Origin of the sequence: Nonomuraea maritima, from assembly GCF_900100395.1 — a bacterium.
Taxonomy (GTDB): Bacteria; Actinomycetota; Actinomycetes; order Streptosporangiales; family Streptosporangiaceae; genus Nonomuraea; species Nonomuraea maritima.
The window spans coordinates 71,176-93,258 of sequence record NZ_FNFB01000029.1; the positions used below are offsets into that span (position 1 = coordinate 71,176).

A 22,083-nucleotide genomic window follows, 5' to 3' on the forward strand; every position below is an offset into this window, starting at 1 on the left:
TTCCTGCACCCACCCCCTGCCCATTCGCGCGCGGCGCTACCGGGGGCGATCGAGGGGCTAGTTGGAGAGGTTGATCCGGATCTCCGTGTTCCGGTATCCGGCGCGTCCGAACGCGGCCGCCATGGGCGCGTTGCCCAGGTCGGTGGTGGCGGTGACGCGCGGCTCTCCGTTGGCCGCATGGATGCGGGTGATCTCGGCGAGCACCTCGTCCACGTAACCGCGCCCGCGGAACTCCGGCACCACCCCGAGATAACCGACATTCACGTTGTACGGGGTCGCGGAGGGAATCGCCAGGCCCGCCACCTCGCCCTCCGGCGTATGGGCGAGCCGCCACCACTCCCGCTTGCCCGGCGCGTCGAGATAGAAGGCCATCTCGTCGCGCGCGGTCGCGTCCGGGCCGTTGTCGGCCAGGTTCGCACGGGTCTGCGCGTCGAGGCTGCCCACGGCGATCCTCCTGAACACCGCCAGGAACTCCGCGTCGGACGCCTCGGCGAACGTCAGCCTGCCTGCCGGGGAGGGCACCCCGTCGGCGGGCGTCCACTCGTACTGCAGCCGCTCGACCTCCTTGGTGAGGCCGGCCGCGTGTGCCGCCGCCCGCCGCCACTCCACGGCCTGCGAGGTGACCGGGTCGTCGCGCCAGCCGCCGGCGACCTTGATCGCGTACTGGACGGGCGCCGGGAACCCGGCCAACGCGGCACTGATCAGCCCGGCGGCGACGGCCGTCCGGTCGCTCACGGCGGGATCCACGTCGAGGCAGTCGAGCGCGACCGGATGCGCGCTGCTCGTCGGCCCCCACCACAGCGCCCGTCCGACGACCTGGCCGCCGTACTCGGCGATCCACGTCCATTCCGGCCGGTACATGCCCTCGGCCAGCTCGGCCAGGTAGCGGTCGGCGGAGATCCACGCGACGGGCTCGGTCACCGTCCACGAGGTCACGCGGTCGAGGTCAGCGTGCGTCGTGGCACGGTAGAAGATCACTCGGCGAGTGTAACGAGGCTCCCCACGACGATCAGGGCCGGTCCCGTCCCACCTGAGCTCCATGACGAGGGCGCCACCGCCCGGGCGAGAGGCAAAGTCCCCGGCAAGGAGACGGCGCCCGGGGAATGCCCTCGGCCGCCACGACAGTTACCGCGTCATGACGACAATTGGATTCATCGGCAGCGGACACATCGGCGGCACCGTCGCACGGCTGTCCGTCGCGGCAGGCTACGACGTGGTGGTCAGCAACTCGCGCGGTCCCGAGACGCTGGCCGACCTGGTGAAGGAGCTCGGCCCGAAGGCCAGGGCGGCGACCGCGGCGGAGGCGGCCGCGGCCGGTGACCTCGTCGTCGTCAGCATCCCGCTGCGGGCCTACCGCGACGTCCCGGCCGAACCGCTGCGCGGCAAGACGGTCATCGACACCAACAACTACTATCCCGAGCGGGACGGCCAGATCCCCGAACTCGACAACGGTTCCGCCACGTCCAGCGAACTGCTCCAGCGGCACCTGCCGGACTCGAAGGTCGTGAAGGTCTTCAACAACATCTTCTTCCAGCACCTGAGCGCGCTGCCCCGACCCACCGGCGCCGCCGACCGCAGCGCTCTGACGATCGCGGGCGACGACGCCGCCGCCAAGGACGAGGTGACCGCGTTCCTCGACGCCATCGGCTACGACACCGTCGACCTGGGCCCCCTGGCGGAGGGCTGGCGCGTGCAACCCGGCACCCCCGCCTACGGTCCCCCTTACGCCGGCGGCAACCCCAACTTCTGGGAGTCCCCCGGAGTCCCCGCCGACGCCGCGACGATCCGCGCCGCCGCGTCCGCCGCCGAACGCTGATTCCCGCACACCCGCACCCGGGCCGACGCGAACCTTCCCGCGCCGACCCGGGACTCAGGCGTACGCCGTTCGTGTCACGTCCGCTCGAAGGTCTGCGATCTGGTCACGAAGGGAGACGCGCGGCCTTGCGTTGACTAGCGTCAGCGGCATGGCCCTTGCCTCGATTCCCAGCCCTTCCCAAGCGGTCTGGCATCTCGGGATCATCCCGATCCGGGCGTACGCGTTGTGCTTCATCGTCGCGATCGTCTTCGGCGTCTGGCTCAGCGAGCGCCGCTGGCGAGCCCGCGGCGGTGAGAAGGGCGTGATCGGCGACATCGCGTTCCCCGCGGTCATCTTCGGCCTGATCGGCGCCCGGCTCTACCACGTCGTCACCGACTGGCAGACCTACTTCGGCCCGCGCGCGGTCAAGGAGCCGTACCAGGCGCTGTTCATCTGGGAAGGCGGGCTCAGCATCTGGGGCGCGGTCGCCCTGGGAGGCGTGGGCGTGTGGCTGGCCTGCCGCCGCCGCGGGCTGTCGGTGGGCGCCGTGGCCGACACGGTCGCGCCCGCCATCGCGTTCGGACAGGCCATCGCCCGCTGGGGCAACTGGTTCAACCAGGAGCTGTACGGCAGTCCGACCACGTTGCCGTGGGGCCTCGAGATCGACCAGGCGCACGGCGGCGAGCCAGGCGTGCTCTACCACCCGACCTTCCTGTACGAGTCACTGTGGGACGCGGCACTCGGCTTCGCACTGATCCTGGCCGGCCGGCGGATGACGCTGCAGCACGGCCGCCTGTTCGCCCTTTACGTCGCCGGCTACACGTTCGGACGGTTCTGGATCGAGGGCCTGCGCATCGACCCGGTGGGCGGCGTCGACCACGCGGCGACTCTCCTGGGCCTGCGCATCAACCAGTGGACCTCGATCGCCCTGTTCATCGCCGCACTCATCTACCTCTGGACGACCCGCCGCAGAACCGACCGGACACCGACGCCCTCCATCGAGGCCAGGGAAACCAGCGGGTAGGCCCCCCGGCCCGCCCGCTGAAGCACGTTCAGCGCGTGGGAGTCGATGCGGTGATGACCGAGGTGAATGCGGCCTTGAGGGAGTCGGCTACCGAGGTGGGGTCGTTGAGGTAGCCGTTCACCATCGCGCCGTCGCGGAGGATCATCAGCTGCCTGGCGGCCGCGTCGGCGTCCTCGGCACCGGCCTCCGCGGCGAGTTCGGCGAACTGCCCGAGCATCCACCGGCGGTGCGCGTCGACGGCCTTGCGTACGGGATCGTCGGGGTCGGAGAACTCCGCCGCGGCGTTGATGAACGAGCACCCACGGAAGCCAGGACGGCAACTCGCGAACCCGATGTCGGCGGCGAGCGCGTGCAGCGAACCCACCGGATCCCCCTCGCGACGGAGGCCCTGGATCCACCCGCGTTCGGCGGCCGCCATCTGCTCGAGGTACGCCACCACGAGATCGCCCTTCGTACGGAAGTGGCGGTAGAAGGTGACCTTCGTGATGCCGACCTGCTCGATGATCCGGTCGGCGCTCGTGGCGCGGATGCCGTTCGCGTAGAACAGCTCGTTCGCCGCGTCGAGGATGCGTGCACGCGTGGCCGACCCCGATGGGGTCCGCGTCACGACTTCGGGGGCCTCGGCGTGCATCTTTTCCTCCGGAGGTTGCGCCAGCGTCGGGTAGAGTCTACTTTCATCCATGTAGACGTACTAGTTACTCTACCTAGCGAACGAAGGAGACCCTCGCATGTCCGCACCCCTGTACACCACCGTCGCCACCTCCACCGGGGACGGCCGCGCCGGAGGCCGCGCCGTGACCGACGATGGACTGCTCGACGTGACGCTCGCCATCCCGACGTCCATGGGCGGCCCCGGCGGAGCGACCAACCCGGAGCAACTGCTCGCCGCCGGCTGGTCGTCGTGCTTCCACTCCGCGCTCAAGCTCGTGGCCTCGCAGCGCAAGGTGGTCCTGGCCGACTCCACCGTGGCCGCCGAGATCTCGGTCGTCCCGACGGAGGCCGGCGGCATCGCACTGGCCGCCGCACTGCGGGTGCGCATCGGAGGCGGGATCGCCCTCGAGACCGCCGAGAGCCTCACCGCCGCGGCGCACGAGATGTGCCCCTACTCGCTCGCCACCCGCGGCAACATCCCCGTCACCCTCACCACCACTGTCGCCTGACAGTCCCCGGATCCCCCGAAAGAGAGACATCGTGACCACCGCGACTTCGTCGTCGACGTTCAGCGAGGCGCTGCGCCGCCTCTACTTCACCCGGTTCGCCTTCGCCGTCATCTGGTCGGTGCTGCTGTTCCTGACCTCCACCATGGCCGGGCCGGTCCTGACGATCCTGCTGGTCGTCTACCCGCTCTTCGACGCCGGGGCCGTGCTCTGGCAGCTCCGCGCCGAGCGCGACTCTCGGCGGTCGAAGGTCGCCGAGTGGGTCAACGTGGTGGTCAGCGTCATCGTCGCCATCGCCCTCGGCGTGGCCTCGACGGCGTCGATCGCCGCGGCCCTCGTCGTCTGGGGCGCGTGGGCCATCGGCTCGGGAATCCCCCAGCTCATCGCGGCCATCCGCAACCGGCGCTCCGGAGGCCAGGTGCCGCAGATCCTCAGCGGCGGCATCTCGGTGCTCGCGGGCGGCAACTTCCTGGCCCAGGGTCTGCAGGGCGGCGGGGACGTCGCCGGCGTGGCCGGTTACGCCACCGTGGGCGCGGTCTTCTTCCTGATCTCCGCCATCCGCCTGAGCGTCGTCCTGCGGAAGAAGGCGGCGGCATGACGTCCTACGACCACGACCTGATCGTCATCGGTGGCGGCGCGGTCGGCGAGAACGTCGCCGACTACGCGACCAAGCGCGGCGTACGGGTGGCGATCGTCGAGTCCGAACTCGTCGGCGGCGAGTGCTCGTACTGGGCGTGCATGCCGTCCAAGGCGCTCCTGCGCAGCGGACACGCGATTCGCGCGGCCCACCGCGTCGCCGGCGCCCGCGAGGCGGTCACGGGGCAGATCGACCCCGCCGCCGTCCTCGCCCGCCGTACGGCGTTCACGGACGGATGGAAGGACGACGGCCAGGTCGCCTGGCTCGACTCCGCCGGCATCGACCTGATCAGGGGCCACGGCCGCCTGGCCGGGCCCGGCCTGGTCCAGGTCGGTGAGCACGTCCATTCGGCCAGGGCCGTCGCGCTGGCGACGGGTTCCGTCCCGGTCGTCGCCGACGTCCCCGGTCTGGCGGCCGCCAGGCCGTGGGGCACCCGGGAGGCGGCCGCCGCCGGGTACGTCCCGTCCCGGCTCATCGTCATCGGCGGTGGAGTCGCGGGCACCGAGATGGCGTTCGCGTTCTCGTCCCTGGGTTCGCACGTCACCGTGCTGTCCCGTACCGCGTTGCTGAACGGCGAGGAGCCCTTCGTCGGCGAGCACCTCGCCGCGGCCCTTGCCGACGAGGGGGTCGACGTGCGCCTCGGCGTCACGCCGGCCCGCGTTGAGCGCGCCACCGACGGGATCGTCACGGTCGTCCTGGACGACGGCGCCGAGATCCACGCGGACGAGCTGCTGGTCGCCACGGGACGCCGTCCGAACACCGACGACCTCGGGCTCGAGACGATCGGTCTCGGCCCTGAGCTCGTGGTCGACGACACGATGCTCGTGAACGGCACCGACTGGCTCTATGCCGTCGGAGACGTCAACGGACGCGCGACGCTGACCCACCAGGGCAAGTACCAGGCGCGCGCCGCGGGTGAGGCGATCGCCGCCCGGCTGCGGGGCACACCCGTCCTGGACGAGCCGTGGGGGCAGCACGTCGCCACGGCCGACCACGCGGCCGTCCCGCGCGTGGTGTTCTCCGACCCCGAGGTCGCCGGTGTCGGGCTCACCGAGGCACGCGCCCGCGAGGCCGGGCTCGCCGTCCGGGCCGTCGAATACGACCTCGGCTCGGTCGCCGGCGCCAAGCTCCACGCCGACGGGTACACCGGCCGCGCGAAGCTCGTCGTCGACGAGGACCGCCGCGTGATCGTCGGCGCCACCTTCGTCGGCCAGGACGTCGCCGAACTCCTGCACTCCGCGACCGTCGCGATCGTCGGCGAAGTCACCCTCGACCGGCTCTGGCACGCCGTCCCGTCCTATCCCACCGTCAGCGAGATCTGGCTCAGACTCCTCGAGACCTACGGCCGCCCTGCCTGAAGACGAAAGAAGAAGCATGTCACCGCTCAGCCGTCTCCTCGAGACGTTGCGACGCACCGTCCACGCGGGCTCGGTGATCACCGCCGGACCTGACTACGACGCCGCCCGCCGCCTGTGGAACGGCGCTGCACGGAGCGGCGGCACGCGTACCCGTGACCGAGACGGCGTTCGGCAACCGCGACCCGCACTTCATGATCGAGATCATCGCCCTCTGGGAACCCGACGACACCCGTGCGGCGGAGCACCGCGCCTGGGCGGGTGACCTGGCCGCCGCCCTCGACCCCGTTGCGCTGCCGGGCGGCTACCCCAACCTGCTCGGCCCGGACGAAGCCACACAGATCGCCCACGCCTACGGCCCGAACACCGAGCATCTGCTCGCCGTGAAGCGCCACTACGACCCTGACCACGTCTTCCGCGCCATCCCGTTGCCCGACCCATCGAGAACGAGGTAGACCCATGAAGGTGCGCACCATGATGACGCGCTGTGCCGCGATCGCCGGAATGTTCGGAGCCGCGACCGTGTCGGCCACGCCCCAGGCCATGGCCGCGGAGACGCCCGCGAGCGTCAGCAGCACGGTCGGGACGGCCAGGGCGATCGGCAGGCTCGGCACTCTCACGGACCTCGTCATCCAGCGTCTCCAGGTGAGCGACGAGGTGGCGGCGTCCAAGTTCGGCACCGACTCGCCCATCGAGGACCCCGTACGCGAGCAACAGGTCCTGGACCAGGTCAGGGCGCAGGCCATCGCGGTCGGCCTCGCCCCGGACGCGGCAGTGGCCTTCTTCCGTGACCAGATCACGGCCAGCAAGATCGTTCAGTCGGGCCTGTTCGCCCTCTGGACCGCCAACCCGGAACAAGCCCCCACGACCCGCCCCGACCTGACCAGGATCCGCGAACAACTCGACCGCCTGACCACGAACCTGCTGGCAGAACTGAAGAGCACACAGCACCTACGAGCCGAGCCCATCCCCTGCGCGGTGAACCTGGTCCTGGCCAACGCCTCAGGCACAGCCCTGCAACGCCTGGACGACCTCCACCGCCAAGCCCTCAGAACAGCAACCCACTCCGTGTGCCGATCCTCCCGAACGTGAGGCCGCCAGACAGCTACCGCCTCGACGAGGCCTGCCGTCTCCAAGACGTCGAGCCGACGGTCTCCGGAGGCGCAGGCAGCCAGTCCGCGTCGAGCGCCGCCTGCAGGAGCGGATGCGCCTGCACTCCCGCTCGTATCTCTTCCCGAACCACGTGCGTCGTCAGGCACGCAGTGCCCACCAGAAGATCACGCAAGACGTCCAAGCGCTCCGCGCGGGCGAAATGATTCAGGCACATGGCGTCGAACACCAGGACCGGGTCTGGCTCACCGCTGCTCACAGGTCGAGTTCCGGATCACCACGCGCCGGCAGGTCAGTCTCCACGATCTGCCCACGCATCAGTTCGACCGCCCGCGACTCTGTGATCAGTGATCTCTTGTAACACTCCATCACTGCGTGCGCGATGCTCGGAGGCACCCGAACCGCTTCCAAGTCGGGTTGAGGCGTCCACCCGACCGCTTCCATCAACTCCCCACGCGTCGGGTTTCTCCGGCGCAGCTCACTGGCAGCACTCCTGTCGATGACTTCGGCCGTGACCGCTTGACGCAGAGTCAATGACCAGGAGGTTCTGAAGCGCGCGGCCATGACCACCAAGTCCTCGCGCTTTGCCCTGTCGCTCCAGCCAGGGACACTGCGGAATGCCGCGACCGGAAGAAGAAGTTCCGCAGCGAACGCATCGATGATCGCTTCTCTTTCATCGCGAGAAGTATGGACGCCTATGTCGGTGGAGTACTCGTCTCCGACGATCAGATGCCCCAGCTCATGAGCCGCAGTCGCGCGCCGGCGACCGAACCCTCATCGGAGACGAAGTCGCCACGCCAGCTGCAACTGCGCCCGCCGCAGTCGCGTTCGGTGGCGGTGAAGGTGCCGGGGATTCCGGTGCCGAACTGCGCGGTGTACGCGGGGACCACTTCCCGTACGGCGGCGAGCAGAACGAGCCCGGCAAGCGCCGGCACCACGACCCACCAGAAAAAGCGCATCGGCCTTCACTTCCTTCGCCCGGACACCCAAGCTCCCCACCTGGGACGGCCGCCTCCCCGGCTCCCCTGACGAAGTCATGCTCCCCAGCCGCCCATGTCGTTCTCGTCCGAGGTGAGGACGATGACGGGCCGAGGGGGACCATCCACGCTCCTCCTGTAGCTCCGGAGCTACTCGCCGCCAGAGGTCGCCAGGCCGACCGGGCAGGCCACGCCGGTGCCGCCGATGCCGCAGTAGCCGTTCGGGTTCTTGTACAGGTACTGCTGGTGGTACTCCTCCGCGTGGAAGAAGGGGCCTGCGGGGGTGATCTCCGTCGAGATGGGGCCGTAGCCGGCCTGGTTCAGGACGCGCTGGTACGAGGCCTTCGACGCCTCCGCCGCCTTCTGCTGCTCGGGCGAGTGGACGTAGATCGCCGACCGGTACTGCGTGCCGACGTCGTTGCCCTGTCGCATGCCCTGGGTCGGGTCGTGGGCCTCCCAGAAGACCTTCAGCAGCTCCTCGTACGAGATCCGCGCCGGGTCGAAGACGACGCGGACGGCCTCGGCGTGCCCGGTCATACCGCTGCAGACCTCCTCGTACGTGGGGTTCGGCGTGTGGCCGCCCTGGTAGCCGACGGCCGTGGTGACGACGCCGGGCGTCTGCCAGAAAACGCGCTCCGCGCCCCAGAAGCAGCCGAGCGCGAAGTCGGCCACCTCCACGCCGTCGGGGTACGGCGGTGCGAGCGGCGCGTCGAGGACGGCGTGGCGGGCAGGCACCGGCATGGCCTCGGGCCGGCCGGGCAGAGCGTCCTCGGGTCGCACCATCGATGTCTTGTTGCCGAACAGCCAACCCATAGCGCTACCTCCGTAGGTCTCCTGCCACAGTACACATCCTCCAACAATTAAGCCGCTCTACACATTTCCCCATAGAGATCGAAATTTGTCGTTAAAGGTGTGAATGGCGGAAGATAGCGTCATGCCTGACCATCGACGCGGTGTGCTCTACGGGATCGCCGCCTACACGATGTGGGGGCTCTTCCCCCTCTACTGGCCGCTCCTCAAGCCATCCGGCGCGGTCGAGATTCTCGCCCACCGCATGGTCTGGTCACTCGTGGCCGTCCTCGCCGCACTCGCCGTACGCCGGCACTGGTCCTGGATCAGGAGCCTGGCCCGCCGGCCCGGCAAGCTCGCGCTGCTCACCATCGCCGCCGTGGTCGTCACCGTCAACTGGGGCGTCTACATCTACGCCGTCAACACCGGCCACGTCGTCGAAAGCGCCCTCGGCTACTTCATCAACCCGCTGGTCAGCGTCCTGTTCGGGGTGGTGCTGCTGCGCGAGCGGCTGCGTCCGCTGCAGTGGGCGGCGGTCGGGTTCGGGGCGCTCGCGGTGCTCGTGCTGGCCTTCGACTACGGCCGCCTGCCCTGGATAGCGCTGACGCTCGCGTTCAGCTTCGGCCTGTACGGGCTGGTGAAGAAGCGGGCGAACGTGGAGGCCACCGAGAGCCTGGCCGTCGAGACGCTGGCGCTGCTGCTGCCGGCCGCGGGCTACCTGCTGTTCCTGCACGGTACGGGCGCGGGCACGTTCGCCAGGGAAGGCATCTGGCACATGGTGCTGCTCGTGGGCGCCGGGATCATCACGGCGGTGCCGCTGGTCTGCTTCGGCGCCGCGGCCATCCGGGTGCCGCTGAGCACGATGGGGCTGCTGCAGTACATCGCCCCGGTCCTGCAGTTCGCGGTCGGGGTGCTGGTCGTCAAGGAGGTCATGCCGTCCAGCCGGTGGATCGGCTTCTCGATCGTCTGGCTGGCCCTCGCGGTCTTCACCTACGACAGCGTCCGGGCGGCGCGTACCGCCGCCCGGAACCGCAGATCAGCCGGAACGCTCGACCACGTAGTCGCAGAGCGCTAGGAAGGCGCTCTTCGCCGGGATGTCGGGCAGCTCCGTGATGTCGGCGCGGGCCCGGTCGATCCAGGCCGCCAGCTCTGCGCGGGCCTGCTCCATCGCCGGGTGGGCGCGCAGCAGGGTGAGCGCCTCCTCGACGTCCTCCTCGGCCACGGGGCCCGACAGCAGGGACGTCAGGCGGGACGACTCGCCCGAGGCGAGCGCGTACAAAACCGGAAGGGTACGGACGCCCTCCCGCAGGTCCGTGCCGGGCGTCTTGCCTGACTGGTCGCCGGAGGAGGCGACGTCCAGCAGGTCGTCACCGAGCTGCCAGGCCACGCCGATCGCCTCGCAGGCCCGGCTGAGGCGCTCCTCGACGTCGGCGGGAGCCCCCGAGAGCAGGGCGCCGAAGCGGCCGGAGGCGGCGATGAGCGACCCGGTCTTGTCGGCGAGCACGGACACGTAGTGGGCGATCGGGTCGGCGCCCTCGCGCGGACCCAGGGTCTCGCGGATCTGTCCCTGCACCAGACGGGAGAACGTCTGCGCCTGGATCCGGATCAACGCCGGCCCGAGGTCGGCGAGCAGATCGGACGCCTGGGCGAGCAGGTAGTCGCCGGTCAGGATCGCCACGGTGTTGTCCCACCGCGCGTTGGCGGACGGGGAGCCGCGGCGCACCATCGCCTCGTCCATGACGTCGTCGTGGTAGAGCGAGCCGAGGTGGGTCAGCTCGATGACCACGGCGCCGGGCACGACACCCGGCGCCGACGGGTCACCGAACTGGGCCGCGAGCAGCACCATCAGCGTACGGAACCGCTTCCCACCGGCTTCGATGAGGTGCTTGGACGCCCCCGTGACGAAGGCGTCCTCGCTCTCGACAGACGAGCGCAGGAGCTTCTCCACCGCGGCCATGCCACTGGCAATATCCTGCGCCAACCGCTCATCCACGATGGGAAGGTCAATCACGGGAGGAGCGGACATACGATTTCCCCTATCTGATGAACAGGCTGCTGGCGGCCTGGTTTGCGATGCCGAGTACGGACTCCGGGTAGAGGCCCACCCCTACCGTAACCAGCAGCGAAACCGCGATCACCGCCACGGTGCCCATGCTGGGCACCGCGATGGACGGCCCGTCGGCTGCCGGTTCGCTGAAGAACATCAGCACGATCACGCGGACGTAGAAGAACGCCGCGATCGCGGAGGCGATGACACCCACGACGACCAGTCCGGCCATCCAGCCGCCCAGCCCGTCGCCGGCCTGCGTGCCGCTTTCGAGAGCGGCCGCGAAGACGGCGTACTTGCCGAAGAAGCCGCTGGTCAGCGGGATTCCGGCGAAGGCGAGCAGGAAGAAGGCGAACGTCCCGGCGAGCATCGGAGCGCGCTTGCCGAGCCCGGCCCAGCGCGACAGGTGACCCGCCTCGCCCCCCGGGTCGCGGATGAGCGTGACGACCGCGAACGCGCCGACCGTGGTGATGCCGTACACCGCGAGGTAGAACAGGATCGCCTTGAGCGAGTCGGCGTTGCGCGCGGGCGAGGCGGACGTGGCCAGGACGCCGACGAGCAGGAAGCCCGCGTGCGCGATGGACGAGTACGCCAGCATCCGCTTGATCTCGGTCTGCGTGATGGCCAGGATCGAGCCGACGATCATGGTGAGCGCGGCCACGACCCAGATGACCGGACGCCAGTTCCAGTCGAGGTTGCCGAGGCCCACCCAGAACACCCGCAGCACGGCGCCGAAGGCGGCGACCAGGGTGCCCGAGGCCATGAGGGCGGTGATGGGAGTCGGAGCGCCCTGGTAGACGTCCGGCTTCCAGGCCTGGAACGGCGCCGCGCCGATCTTGAACAGCAGGCCGACGCCGAGCATCGCGAACCCGATGAGCAGCAGCGGGTCGAGCGAGTTGCCCGCCGCCATGGCCTGGTTGATGCCGGGCAGCGAGACCGTGCCGGCGAAGCCGTAGATCATCGCGGTGCCGTACAGGAAGAACGCCGAGGAGAAGGCTCCCAGCAGGAAGTACTTCATCGACGCTTCCTGCGACAGCAGGCGGCGACGGCGGGCCAGGCCGCACAGCAGGTAGAGCGGCAGCGACATGACCTCGAGGGCCACGAACATCATGAGCAGGTCGTGCGAGGCCGGGAACAGCAGCATGCCGCCCACGGCGAACAGGACCAGCGGGTAGACCTCGGTGTGCCCGACGCCGTGCGACTCGGCCTCGGCCTCCTCCTCGTCGGAGCTGCCGGGAACCGCGGCGGCGGAGGCCACGAAGTGGCCCTCGTCGTTGATCAGCAGGACACAGACGAACGACAGGACGAGGATGACGCCCCAGATGAACAGCGAGGGCCCGTCCACGGCCAGCGCCCCCATGGCGGAGGGAGCGGTGGACACCTGGCCGCGCACCACCTGCAGCAGGACGAGCGCGAACGCGCCCGCCACGCTCAGCAGGGTGAGCGGCACGTGGATGGCCTTACGCAGGTAGCGCGGCGCGAACGCCTCGACCAGCACGCCGATGATGGCAGCGCCGAAGATCACGAGCAGCGGCGCCAGTGCGCCGTACTCGATCGTCGGCGCTTCGAAAGCCCCGTTCACTGACCCGTCCCTTCAGCGATGGTGGAGGTGGGCACCTGAACGTTGGTCAGCGTCTGTTGCACTGACGGGTTGATCACGTCGAGCAGCGGCTTGGGGAAGAAGCCGAACCCGATGATCAGCGCGACGAGCGGGGCCAGCACCCAGATCTCGCGTGCGTTCAGGTCCTTGAATGCCTTGACCGGCTCGGCCGTCGGCCCGTTCATGGTCCGCTGGACCATCCACAGGATGTAGACGGCGGCGAGGACGACGGCCACCGCGGAGACGACCGCCGCCGCCGCGAGCGCGCCCGACCCGTGGGCCTGGCTCGAGTACGTGCCGATCATGACCATGAACTCGCTGACGAACGACGACAGACCCGGCAGCGACAGACCCGCCAGACCCGCGATCAGGAAGAAGCCCGCGAGCACCGGGGCGACCTTCTGCACGCCTCCGTAGTCGCCGATGAACGGCGAACCGCGGCGGGCGATGAGGAACCCGGCGGCCAGGAACAGCGCGCCGGTGGCGAAGCCGTGGTTGACCATGTAGAGGGCCGCGCCGGACTGCGCGACGGACGACATGGCGAACACGCCGAGCACGATGAAGCCGAAGTGCGAGATCGACGTGTAGGCGATGAGGCGCTTCATGTCGGTCTGGCCGATCGCCACGATGGCGCCGTAGATGATGCTGATGACCGCGAGAACGACGATCGGCATCGTGAACGCCTTGGCGGCGTCGGGGAACAGCTCCAGGCAGAAGCGGAGCATCCCGAAGGTGCCGACCTTGTCGAGCACGCCCACGAGCAGCACCGCGGCGCCGGCCGGGGCCTGCGCCGCCGCGTCGGGCAGCCAGGTGTGCACCGGCCAGAGCGGCGCCTTGATCGCGAAGGCGATGAAGAAGCCGCCGAAGAGCCACTTCTGCATCGTCGGGTCCTGGATGGCGCCGACCAGCTCGGGGAACATGAAGGTCTGCTTGCCCGCGACCACGTAGAGGCCGATGACGGCGACCAGCATGAGCAGTCCGCCGAACAGCGAGTAGAGCAGGAACTTCACGGCCGCGTACGACCGCTGGGCGCCGCCGTACGACCCGATCATGAAGTACATCGGGATCAGCATGGCTTCGAAGAAGACGTAGAACAGGAAGATGTCGGTCGCCGCGAAGACGCCGATCATCATCGTCTCGAGCACGAGCAGCAGCGAGAAGTACGTCTTCACCGACCGCTTGGGCGTGATGAGGGTGCCGTCGGCGGCCTTGACGCCGTCGGCGTCGTGCCACGAGGCCAGCACCACGATCGGCACCAGCACCACCGACAAGGCGATGAGCACGAGGGCGACACCGTCGACGCCGACCCCGAACTTCACACCGAAGCTCGGGATCCAGTTGTACTCGGCGACGAACTGGAAGCGCTCGCCGGACGGCTTGAACCCGGCGGCCATGACGCCCGTCAGGACCAGCACCAGGAGCGAGACCAGCAGGGTGACCTGCTTGGCCAGCTTGTCACTGCCCTTGGGAAGCAGGGCCACCACGATGGCGCCCACCACGGGCACCGCCATGAGTATCGGAAGCCAGGGTGACATCAGATGTTCCCAACGAAGAGCAGGGCGCCGGTCAGCAGGGCGGCACCGATCAGGATGGACAGCGCGTACGATCTGGCGAAGCCCGTCTGGATCCGCCGCAGGCGCCCGGAGCTGCCGCCGATGCCCGCTGCCAGCCCGTTGACCACGCCGTCGATGCCGCGGTTGTCGAAGAACACCGCGAGGCGGGTCAGCCACTGGCCGGGACGCATGAAGAGCGACTCGTTGAGCGCGTCACCGTACAGGTCGCGCCGGGCGAAGGTGGTGAGGAAGTTGCCGCGCGGCTGAACCGACGGCACCGCGACCCGGCCGTAGCGCATCCAGGCGAAGACGACGCCGACCGCGACGAGCGCGAGCGTGACGAGCCCTGGGGTGCTGAAGAAGTCGAAGTGCGGCACCTCGTTGATGTTGCCGCCGACCGCCGGGATCAGGAACTTGTAGAGCGTGCCGCCCAGCACCAGCCAGCCGCCGAGCCCGATCGCGCCGAGCGAAAGGATCATCAGCGGGACCGTCATGACGAGCGGCGACTCGTGCGGGTGGGCGTCGTCGGCCCAGCGCTTCTCGCCGAAGAACGTCATGAAGATCATGCGCGACATGTAGAAGCCGGTGACGCCGGCGCCGATCACGGCGAGCCAGCCCAGGATCGGCTGGTGGTGCACCGCGGTCTCGATGATGCCGTCCTTGGTGAAGTAGCCGGACAGCAGCGGGAAACCGATGATCGCCAGATAGCCGATCATGAACGTGACGTACGTGATCGGCATGGCCTTGCGCAGGGCGCCGTACTTGCGCATGTCGACCTCGTCGTTCATGCCGTGCATGACGGAGCCGGCGCCGAGGAACATGTCGGCCTTGAAGAAGCCGTGCGTGATCAGGTGGCCGATCGCGAAGGCGTAGCCCGCCGGGCCGAGGCCCGCGCCGAGCATCATGTAGCCGATCTGCGACATCGTCGAGCCGGCGAGGCCCTTCTTGATGTCGTCCTTCGCGCAACCGATGATCGCACCGGCGAGCAGCGTGACCGCGCCGACGATGGCGACGGCGAGCGCGGCGCCCGAACCCTCGGGGAAGAAGAACGCCCCCGAGCGGACCACCAGGTAGACACCGGCGGTGACCATGGTCGCGGCGTGGATGAGGGCCGAGACCGGGGTCGGGCCCTCCATGGCGTCGAGCAGCCACGACTGAAGCGGCAGCTGAGCCGACTTGCCGCACGCGCCGAGCAGCAGCAGCAGGCCGATGGCCAGCATCGTGCCGTTCTGGGTGCCGGGCGTGATCTTCTCGGCGAGACCCTGGAAGGTCAGGGTGCCGAACGTGGTCCAGATGACGAACATGCCGACCAGCAGGCCGAGGTCACCGACGCGGTTGACGACGAACGCCTTCTTCGCCGCCGTCGCCGCCGATGGCTTGAACTGCCAGAACCCGATCAGCAGGTACGACGCCAGACCGACGCCCTCCCAGCCGATGAACAGGCCCACGTAGTTGTCGGCCAGCACGAGCAGGAGCATCGCGGCCACGAACAGGTTCAGGTAGGAGAAGAACCTGCGGCGGTGCTCGTCGTGCGCCATGTAGCCGATCGAGTAGATGTGGATCAGCGATCCGACACCCGTGATGAGCAGCGCGAAGCAGATCGACAGCGGGTCGATGAGCAACCCCATGTCGACCATGCCGGGAATGAACTCGTACAGGTGTACGGCCCGGCGGCGCTCCTCCTCACCGAACCCGATCAGCTCGAAGAACGCCAGCACGGCCACCACGAAGGACGCGAGGGACATGGCCACGCCCAGCAGATGACCCCACCGGTTGGTGAACCGGTTGAACACCAGCAGGATGAACGCCCCCACGAGGGGGAACGCGATCATCAGCCAGGCGTTGCCGATCGCTCCGCCGGTGTGCTGGACGATCTCAGCAACTTGAGATTCCACCAGTCACCTCTTAGTACTTCAGCAGGTTGGCGTCGTCGACCGACGCGGACCTGCGGGTTCGGAAGATCGTCACGATGATGGCCAGGCCGACCACGACCTCGGCCGCGGCGACCACCATCACGAAGAACGCGATGATCTGGCCCTCCAGGTTGCCGACCTGCCTGGAGAAGGTGACGAACGCGAGGTTGCAGGCGTTGAGCATGAGCTCGACGCACATGAACACCACGATCGCGTTACGCCTGATCAGCACGCCCATGGCGCCGATGGCGAACAGCAGGCCGGAAAGGACGAGGTAGTGCGTCGTCACTTGGTCACCTCATTGCTGTTCTGCTCGGTCTCGGCCGGCGCGACGGCGTCCTCGGCCGTGTGCCTGATGGCCTCGGCGAGTTCGGGGTCCTCCGGCAGGCGGCCGTGTTCGACGTCGTAGCGGGCGATGTAGCGGTTGACCGACTCCTCGGCCGCGCTGCCGTCGGGCAGCCGGGCCGGCATGTCGACGGCGTTGTTGCGCGCGTACGTGCCGGGGCCGGGCAGCGGCGACGGGCGGTCGCCGAGGAAGCGGGCCCGCGAGAGGTCCTTCTGCGTCGGCTTCTCGACGAGCTTCTCCCGGTGCGCCAGCACCATCGCGCCCAGCGCGGCGGTGATCAGCAGCGCCGAGGTGATCTCGAACGCGAACACGTACCGGGTGAACAGCAGCGTCGCGATCGAGCGGATGTAGCCGCCGTTCTGCGTCGCGGCCTCCAGCCCGGCCGGCGGGTTGAACACCACGTTGCCGACGGCCAGCACGATCAGCGCCACGAAGCCGACCGCGGCGATGACCGCCCAGAAGCGCTGCCCCTTGAGCGTCTCGACGAACGAGTCGGACGAGTCGACGCCCACGAGCATGAGCACGAACAGGAACAGCATCATGATCGCGCCGGTGTAGACGATGATCTGCACCGCGGCCAGGAACGGCGCGTCCTGCACCGCGTACAGGACCGCCAGGCAGAGCATCACGGCGCCGAGCATCAGCGCGGAGTAGACGGCCTTCCGGTTGAAGACCATGCCGAGCGCGGCGCCGACCGAGACGACGGCGAGCACCCAGAACGTAATGGTCTCACCCATTGGTCCGCCCCAGCCGGTAGTAGTCCTCTTCGGTCTCACCGAGCCGCATCGGGTGCGGCGGCTGCTCCATGCCCGCCGTCAGGGGCGCGAGCAGCATCTCCTTGGTGTAGATGAGGCTCTCGCGGTTGGTGTCGGCGAGCTCGTACTCGTTCGTCATGGTGAGCGCACGGGTCGGGCACGCCTCGATGCAGAGCCCGCACAGGATGCACCGCAGGTAGTTGATCTGGTACGTGCGCCCGTAACGCTCGCCCGGCGAGAAGCGCTCCTCGTCGGTGTTGTCCGCGCCTTCGACGTAGATCGCGTCAGCGGGACACGCCCAGGCGCACAGCTCGCACCCGACGCACTTCTCCAGCCCGTCGGGCCAGCGGTTGAGCTGGTGACGACCGTGGAAGCGCGGAGCCGTCGGCTTCTTGACCTCCGGGTAGTTCACCGTGACGGGCTTTTTGAACATCGTGTGGAAGGTGACCCCGAAGCCCTTGACGGGGTTCAGCCAATCAGTTAGTCCCACTGGGAATCTCCTTGTGCTGCACCCCGTGGTAGTGCGGCAGGTCGAGCGGCGGCACGGGGAAGCCACCGGCCGTCGGCTCGTCGGACAGCTCTGCGAACTCGGCGTCCACCTGTGCCTTCTGGGCCTCCTTGCGCCGCTGGTTGACGGTGTCGAACCGCATCCAGATGGCCAGCGCACCGATCACGATCACCACGCCGAGCACGATGCCGATCGTCTTGTTGCCCTCGTTCACCATGACGTTGCGGACGGCGGCCACGAGGAGGATCCAGGCCAGGTTGACCGGGATCAGCACCTTCCAGCCGAGCGACATGAGCTGGTCGTAGCGGACACGCGGCAGCGACGCCCGCACCCACACGATGAAGCTGAACACCAGCACGAACTTGATGAAGAACCACAGCACCGGCACCCAGCCGGTGTGGGCCCACGTCCAGTCCATCGGCAGCGGAGCCCGCCAGCCGCCCAGGAAGAGCGTCACGGCGATGCCCGTGGCGGTGAACGTGTGCAGGTACTCGCCCATCATGATCAGGGCGAACTTCAGCGACGAGGAGTACTCGGTCTGGAAGCCACCGACCAGCTCGCCCTCACCCTCGGGAAGGTCGAACGGGATACGCGCCGCCTCGCCGAACATGCAGACCACGTAGACGAGGAACGACGGGATCAGCAGCACGGCGAACCAGGTGTGCTCCTGCGCCTTGACGATCTCGGAGGTCGACAGCGTCCCGGCGAACAGGAAGACCGCCACGAACGACAGACCCATCGCGATCTCGTACGAGACCACCTGCGCCGCCGACCGCAGACCACCGAGCAGCGCGTACGGCGAGCGCGACGACCAGCCGGCCAGCACCACGCCGTACACCGACACCGCGCCCATGGCGAGCATGAACAGCACCGCCACCGGCAGGTCGACCAGCTGCAGCGGCGTCTGCACGCCGAACAGGTTGACCATCGGCGCGAACGGCACGATCGAGAAGGCGAGGAACGCGGGCACCACCATGAGGACGGGCGCCAGCAGGTAGAGCACCTTGTCGACGGTCCGCGGGAAGAGGTCTTCCTTCAGGCCCATCTTGATGCCGTCGGCCACCGTCTGCAGCAGACCGAACTTGCCGGCCCGGTTGGGGCCACGCCGGTTCTGCATCCACGAGATGAGCTTGCGCTCGTACCAGACGCCGAACAGGGTGCTCAGCATCAGGAACAGGAAGAGCATCACGGCTTTGATGATCGTGATCCACAGCGGGTCCTTGCCGAAGTCGGCAACGGTGGGATCGGCCGCGAGTATGTGAGTCATGAGGCGCTCCCGATGGTGACGATGTCGCCGGCCAGCGCGCGCAGGTCACGCGTGACCGAGCAGCCGCCGGAGTTCGCCGGCACCCAGACCACGCGGTCGGGCAGGTCGGCGATGCGCAGCGGCAGCGTCACGACGCCGCCGACGACGAGCTTGTCGCCGTCGGTGACGCCGAGCTCGGCGGCCGTGGTCTCCGACACCAGCGCTTCGGCGGAGCGGGCCGTGCCCGCCAGGTACGGCTCGCCGTCCTGCAGCCGGCCCTCGTCGAGCAGCAGGTGCCAGGTCGCGAGCAGCGCCTGACCCGTCTCGGGGACCTCCGGCGAGCGGCTCAGCGCGCTCGGCGCCGGGACGCGGCTGCCGCGCCAGGAGCCGAGGGACGAAAGCTCGCGCCGGGCGGCCTTGGCGTCCGGCAGGGCGAGGTGGACGTCCATGCGGTCGGCCAGGTTGGCGATCACGGCGAGGTCGGGCTGCAGGCCGGGCACCTTGATCGGCGCCTCGAACGAGCGGCCCCTGCCCTCCCAGTTGACGAACGTGCCGCTCTTCTCCTGGACGGCCGCGACGGGCAGCACCACGTCGGCGCGGTCGGTGACGGCGCTGGCGCGGATCTCCAGGCTGACGATGAACGGCGTGCGCTCCAGCGCGTCGAGCGCCGCGCCGGGGTCGGCCAGGTCGTACGGGTCGACGCCGGCCACGACCAGCGCGTCGAGCTCACCGTCGCGGGCGGCCTCGAGGATGCCTGCGGTGTCGCGGCCCGGCGTGGCGGGCAGTGAGGCGACGTTCCAGGCCCTCGCGACCTCGCCGCGCGCGGTCTCGTCGTCGACCGGACGGCCGATCGGCAGCAGGTTCGGCAGCGCGCCGGCCTCGACGGCGCCGCGCTCACCGGCCCGGCGCGGGATCCAGGCGAACTTGGCGTCGGAGGCGGCGGCCAGCCGGACGACTGCCGACAGCGCGCCGGGGACGCTCGCGAGGCGCTCGCCGGCGAGCACGATCGTGCCCGGGGCCAGCGTGCCGACCAGGTCGCCGATCGCGTCGGCCTCGCCGCCGGGGGCGGTGCGGATGAGCGTGCCGCCCATCTTCTCCAGCCCGGGGGTGGCGAACGGCGCGATCGCGGTGACCTTGAGGCCCTTCTTCATCCACGCCTTGCGCAGGCGCAGGAAGACGATCGGCGACTCCTCCTCGGGCTCGAACCCGACGAGCAGCACGTGCGGGGCGTTCTCGAGGTCGGTGTAGCCGATCTCGATGCCCTTGCCGGCCACCGCGTGCGCCAGGAACTGCGCCTCCTCGACGGAGTGCGGCCTGGCGCGGAAGTCGACGTCGTTGGTGCCGAGGGCGATACGGGCGAACTTGGCGTAGGCGTACGCGTCCTCGACCGTGACCCGGCCGCCGACCAGCACGCCGGCCTTGCCGCGGGCCTTGGCCAGGCCCTCGGCGGCGACGGCGAGCGCCTCCGGCCACGAGGCGGGCACGAGCACGCCCTCCTCGTTACGGACCAGCGGCTGCTTGAGCCGGTCGGGCTGCGTGGCGTAGGTGAACGCCCAGCGGCCCTTGTCGCAGTTCCACTCCTCGTTCACCTGCGGGTCGTTGCCCGCCAGGCGGCGGGTGACCCGGCCGCGGCGGTGGTCGGTGCGCATGCTGCAGCCGGAGGCGCAGTGCTCGCAGGCGCTCGGCGTCGACACCAGGTCGAACGGGCGGGCGCGGAACCGGTAGGCGGCGCCGGTGAGCGCGCCGACCGGGCAGATCTGCACCGTGTTGCCGGAGAAGTAGGAGTTGAACGGCTTGCCGTCGGCCGTACGCACCTGCTCCTTGGCCCCGCGCTCGAAGAACTCGATGAGCGGGTCGCCGGCGATCTGGTCGGAGAAGCGGATGCAGCGGGCGCACTGGACGCAGCGCTCACGGTCGAGCAGCACCTGCGTCGACAGCGGCAGCGGCTTCGGGAAGGTGCGCTTCTGCTCCTGGAACCGGGACTCGCCGCGGCCGTTGGACATGGCCTGGTTCTGCAGCGGGCACTCGCCGCCCTTGTCGCAGACCGGGCAGTCGAGCGGGTGGTTCAGCAGCAGGAACTCCATCGCCGCCCGCTGCGCCTTCTCGGCGACCGGCGACGTGAGCTGCGTCTGCACGACCATGCCCTCGGCCACCTCGATGGCGCACGACGGCTGCGGCTTCGGGAAGCCGCGGCCGTTGCCCGCGTCGGGGATGTCGACCAGGCACTGGCGGCAGTTGGCCGCCGGGTCGAGCAGCGGGTGGTCGCAGAACCTGGGGATCTGGATGCCCAGGAGCTCGGCGGCCCGGATGATCAGAGTGCCCTTGGGGACACTGACCTGGAACCCGTCGATCGTCAGGGTCACCAGGTTCGTTTCGGTCTCTACGACGGTCACTGCTCACCCCAGAGAGTGGACTTCTTCGGGTCGAACGGACAGCCGCCGATCTCGAAGTGCTTGAGGTACTCCTCGCGGAAGTACTTCACCGAGGAGTGGATCGGGCTCGTCGCGCCGTCACCCAGCGCGCAGAACGAACGGCCCAGGATGTTGTCCGCGATGTCGGTGATCGTGGACAGGTCCTCTTCCGTGCCCTGGCCCGCCTCCAGTCGCTTGAGCACCTGCTTCAGCCAGTAGGTGCCCTCGCGGCATGGCGTGCACTTGCCGCACGACTCGTGGGCGTAGAACTCCGTCCAGCGCAGCACCACGCGGACCACACAGGTGGTCTCGTCGAAGATCTGCAGCGCGCGGGTGCCGAGCATGGAGCCCTTGGCGCCGACCGCCTCGAAGTCGAGCGGCACGTCCAGGTGCTCGTCGGTGAAGATCGGCGTCGAGGCGCCCCCGGGAGTCCAGAACTTGAGTCGGTGGCTCTCGCGGATGCCGCCCGCCATGTCGAGCAGCTCGCGCAGCGTGATGCCGAGCGGGGCCTCGTACTGGCCGGGGCGGGTGACGTGGCCGCTCAGCGAGAAGATGCCGAAGCCCTTGGACTTCTCGGTGCCCATTCCCGCGAACCAGTCGGCGCCCTTGTCGATGATCGAAGGAACACTGGCGATCGACTCGACGTTGTTCACGACAGTCGGCGAGGCGTAAAGACCCGCCACAGCGGGGAACGGAGGCTTGAGTCGCGGTTGACCCCTGAAGCCTTCGAGCGAGTCGAGCAGCGCCGTCTCCTCGCCGCAGATGTACGCGCCCGCGCCGCTGTGCACGACCAGCTCCAGGTCGAAGCCCGAGCCGAAGATGTCCTTGCCGAGGTAGCCCTTGTCGTAGGCCTCCTTGAC

23 protein-coding genes and 1 pseudogene are annotated in these 22,083 nt (G+C 69.1%); 8 read left to right on the plus strand and 16 right to left on the minus strand.

The window, feature by feature from the left end:
• Positions 1-57: 57 nt before the first annotated feature.
• Positions 58-978 carry a GNAT family N-acetyltransferase gene (locus BLR04_RS32095; RefSeq protein ID WP_218129242.1) on the minus strand — a complete coding sequence of 307 codons (921 nt, stop codon included), beginning with the start codon at positions 976-978 and terminating at the stop codon, positions 58-60.
• A gap of 157 nt (positions 979-1,135) precedes the next feature.
• On the opposite strand from BLR04_RS32095, the gene BLR04_RS32100 reads away from it, so the two are divergent.
• Together BLR04_RS32100 and lgt are read left to right on the plus strand one after the other, a co-directional pair.
• Positions 1,136-1,816, plus strand: a complete 681-nt coding sequence (locus tag BLR04_RS32100; protein WP_090772369.1) for an NADPH-dependent F420 reductase — start codon at positions 1,136-1,138, stop codon at positions 1,814-1,816.
• Positions 1,817-1,964: 148 nt separating this feature from the next.
• Positions 1,965-2,819, plus strand: coding sequence for a prolipoprotein diacylglyceryl transferase (gene lgt, locus BLR04_RS32105; RefSeq protein WP_090772371.1), 855 nt, complete (start codon positions 1,965-1,967; stop codon positions 2,817-2,819).
• Positions 2,820-2,847: 28 nt separating this feature from the next.
• Here the strand turns inward: lgt and BLR04_RS32110 are convergent, their stop codons facing one another.
• Positions 2,848-3,501: a TetR/AcrR family transcriptional regulator gene (locus BLR04_RS32110; RefSeq protein WP_218129243.1), complete on the minus strand. Its 654-nt coding sequence runs from the start codon at positions 3,499-3,501 to the stop codon at positions 2,848-2,850.
• Positions 3,502-3,547: 46 nt separating this feature from the next.
• Between BLR04_RS32110 and BLR04_RS32115 the strand changes: the two genes are divergently transcribed.
• From BLR04_RS32115 to BLR04_RS32135, 5 genes are all read left to right on the plus strand, one after another.
• On the plus strand, positions 3,548-3,979 hold the full coding sequence (locus BLR04_RS32115; protein WP_090772375.1) for an Ohr family peroxiredoxin: 432 nt from the start codon (positions 3,548-3,550) through the stop codon (positions 3,977-3,979).
• A gap of 31 nt (positions 3,980-4,010) precedes the next feature.
• On the plus strand, positions 4,011-4,574 hold the full coding sequence (locus tag BLR04_RS32120) for a DUF308 domain-containing protein (protein WP_218129244.1): 564 nt from the start codon (positions 4,011-4,013) through the stop codon (positions 4,572-4,574).
• Complete coding sequence (locus BLR04_RS32125) at positions 4,571-5,971, plus strand: dihydrolipoyl dehydrogenase family protein (RefSeq protein WP_090772379.1); 1,401 nt, start codon at positions 4,571-4,573, stop codon at positions 5,969-5,971. Before BLR04_RS32120 ends, BLR04_RS32125 begins: the two co-directional genes overlap by 4 nt.
• Positions 5,972-6,123: 152 nt before the next feature.
• Positions 6,124-6,423 (plus strand): BBE domain-containing protein, encoded by a 300-nt coding sequence (locus tag BLR04_RS32130; RefSeq protein WP_218129245.1) that lies wholly within the window; start codon positions 6,124-6,126, stop codon positions 6,421-6,423.
• Positions 6,424-6,442: 19 nt separating this feature from the next.
• Positions 6,443-7,060 carry a chorismate mutase gene (locus BLR04_RS32135; protein ID WP_218129246.1) on the plus strand — a complete coding sequence of 206 codons (618 nt, stop codon included), beginning with the start codon at positions 6,443-6,445 and terminating at the stop codon, positions 7,058-7,060.
• A gap of 273 nt (positions 7,061-7,333) precedes the next feature.
• Here the strand turns inward: BLR04_RS32135 and BLR04_RS42045 are convergent, their stop codons facing one another.
• The 4 genes and pseudogenes from BLR04_RS42045 to msrA all read right to left on the minus strand — a co-directional run bounded on the left by BLR04_RS42045 (position 7,334) and on the right by msrA (position 8,868).
• On the minus strand, positions 7,334-7,642 hold the full coding sequence (locus BLR04_RS42045; RefSeq protein WP_245740765.1) for a hypothetical protein: 309 nt from the start codon (positions 7,640-7,642) through the stop codon (positions 7,334-7,336).
• 36 nt (positions 7,643-7,678) lie between these two features.
• A pseudogene (locus BLR04_RS42890) lies at positions 7,679-7,816 on the minus strand (ImmA/IrrE family metallo-endopeptidase); the annotation flags it as partial.
• Complete coding sequence (locus BLR04_RS32150; protein ID WP_090772387.1) at positions 7,804-8,037, minus strand: hypothetical protein; 234 nt, start codon at positions 8,035-8,037, stop codon at positions 7,804-7,806. The gene BLR04_RS32150 and the pseudogene BLR04_RS42890, both read right to left, overlap by 13 nt.
• Positions 8,038-8,205: 168 nt before the next feature.
• On the minus strand, positions 8,206-8,868 hold the full coding sequence (gene msrA / locus BLR04_RS32155; RefSeq protein WP_090772389.1) for a peptide-methionine (S)-S-oxide reductase MsrA: 663 nt from the start codon (positions 8,866-8,868) through the stop codon (positions 8,206-8,208).
• Between the two features lie 121 nt (positions 8,869-8,989).
• Between msrA and rarD the strand changes: the two genes are divergently transcribed.
• Positions 8,990-9,919 (plus strand): EamA family transporter RarD, encoded by a 930-nt coding sequence (rarD, locus tag BLR04_RS32160; RefSeq protein WP_090772392.1) that lies wholly within the window; start codon positions 8,990-8,992, stop codon positions 9,917-9,919.
• Here rarD and BLR04_RS32165 read toward each other — a convergent pair.
• The 10 genes from BLR04_RS32165 to BLR04_RS32210 all read right to left on the minus strand — a co-directional run.
• A complete protein-coding gene (locus BLR04_RS32165) occupies positions 9,881-10,870 on the minus strand; it encodes a polyprenyl synthetase family protein (RefSeq protein ID WP_090772394.1) in 990 nt (329 codons plus the stop codon). The two genes, rarD and BLR04_RS32165, sit on opposite strands and share 39 nt — an antisense overlap.
• A 10-nt stretch (positions 10,871-10,880) precedes the next feature.
• Positions 10,881-12,473, minus strand: a complete 1,593-nt coding sequence (gene nuoN, locus BLR04_RS32170) for an NADH-quinone oxidoreductase subunit NuoN (RefSeq protein WP_090772396.1) — start codon at positions 12,471-12,473, stop codon at positions 10,881-10,883.
• The gene (locus BLR04_RS32175; protein ID WP_090772399.1) at positions 12,470-14,026 is read right to left on the minus strand and encodes an NADH-quinone oxidoreductase subunit M; all 1,557 of its coding nucleotides are present in this window, start codon (positions 14,024-14,026) and stop codon (positions 12,470-12,472) included. The genes nuoN and BLR04_RS32175 overlap by 4 nt, the downstream gene beginning before the upstream one ends.
• On the minus strand, positions 14,026-15,876 hold the full coding sequence (gene nuoL, locus BLR04_RS32180; protein ID WP_090772431.1) for an NADH-quinone oxidoreductase subunit L: 1,851 nt from the start codon (positions 15,874-15,876) through the stop codon (positions 14,026-14,028). Before nuoL ends, BLR04_RS32175 begins: the two co-directional genes overlap by 1 nt.
• A 73-nt stretch (positions 15,877-15,949) precedes the next feature.
• Complete coding sequence (gene nuoK / locus BLR04_RS32185; protein ID WP_020542667.1) at positions 15,950-16,246, minus strand: NADH-quinone oxidoreductase subunit NuoK; 297 nt, start codon at positions 16,244-16,246, stop codon at positions 15,950-15,952.
• Positions 16,243-17,040 carry an NADH-quinone oxidoreductase subunit J gene (locus tag BLR04_RS32190; RefSeq protein ID WP_090772401.1) on the minus strand — a complete coding sequence of 266 codons (798 nt, stop codon included), beginning with the start codon at positions 17,038-17,040 and terminating at the stop codon, positions 16,243-16,245. The genes nuoK and BLR04_RS32190 overlap by 4 nt, the downstream gene beginning before the upstream one ends.
• Positions 17,033-17,548, minus strand: coding sequence for an NADH-quinone oxidoreductase subunit NuoI (gene nuoI, locus BLR04_RS32195; protein WP_090772403.1), 516 nt, complete (start codon positions 17,546-17,548; stop codon positions 17,033-17,035). The genes BLR04_RS32190 and nuoI overlap by 8 nt, the downstream gene beginning before the upstream one ends.
• Entirely contained in the window at positions 17,535-18,833 is a 1,299-nt protein-coding gene (nuoH, locus tag BLR04_RS32200) for an NADH-quinone oxidoreductase subunit NuoH (RefSeq protein ID WP_090772405.1), read from the minus strand. The genes nuoI and nuoH overlap by 14 nt, the downstream gene beginning before the upstream one ends.
• The gene (locus BLR04_RS32205; protein ID WP_090772407.1) at positions 18,830-21,205 is read right to left on the minus strand and encodes an NADH-quinone oxidoreductase subunit G; all 2,376 of its coding nucleotides are present in this window, start codon (positions 21,203-21,205) and stop codon (positions 18,830-18,832) included. Before BLR04_RS32205 ends, nuoH begins: the two co-directional genes overlap by 4 nt.
• Positions 21,202-22,083 (minus strand): complex I 51 kDa subunit family protein (locus tag BLR04_RS32210; protein ID WP_090772409.1); only part of this gene is annotated, 882 nt, incomplete at its 5' end. The genes BLR04_RS32205 and BLR04_RS32210, both read right to left, overlap by 4 nt.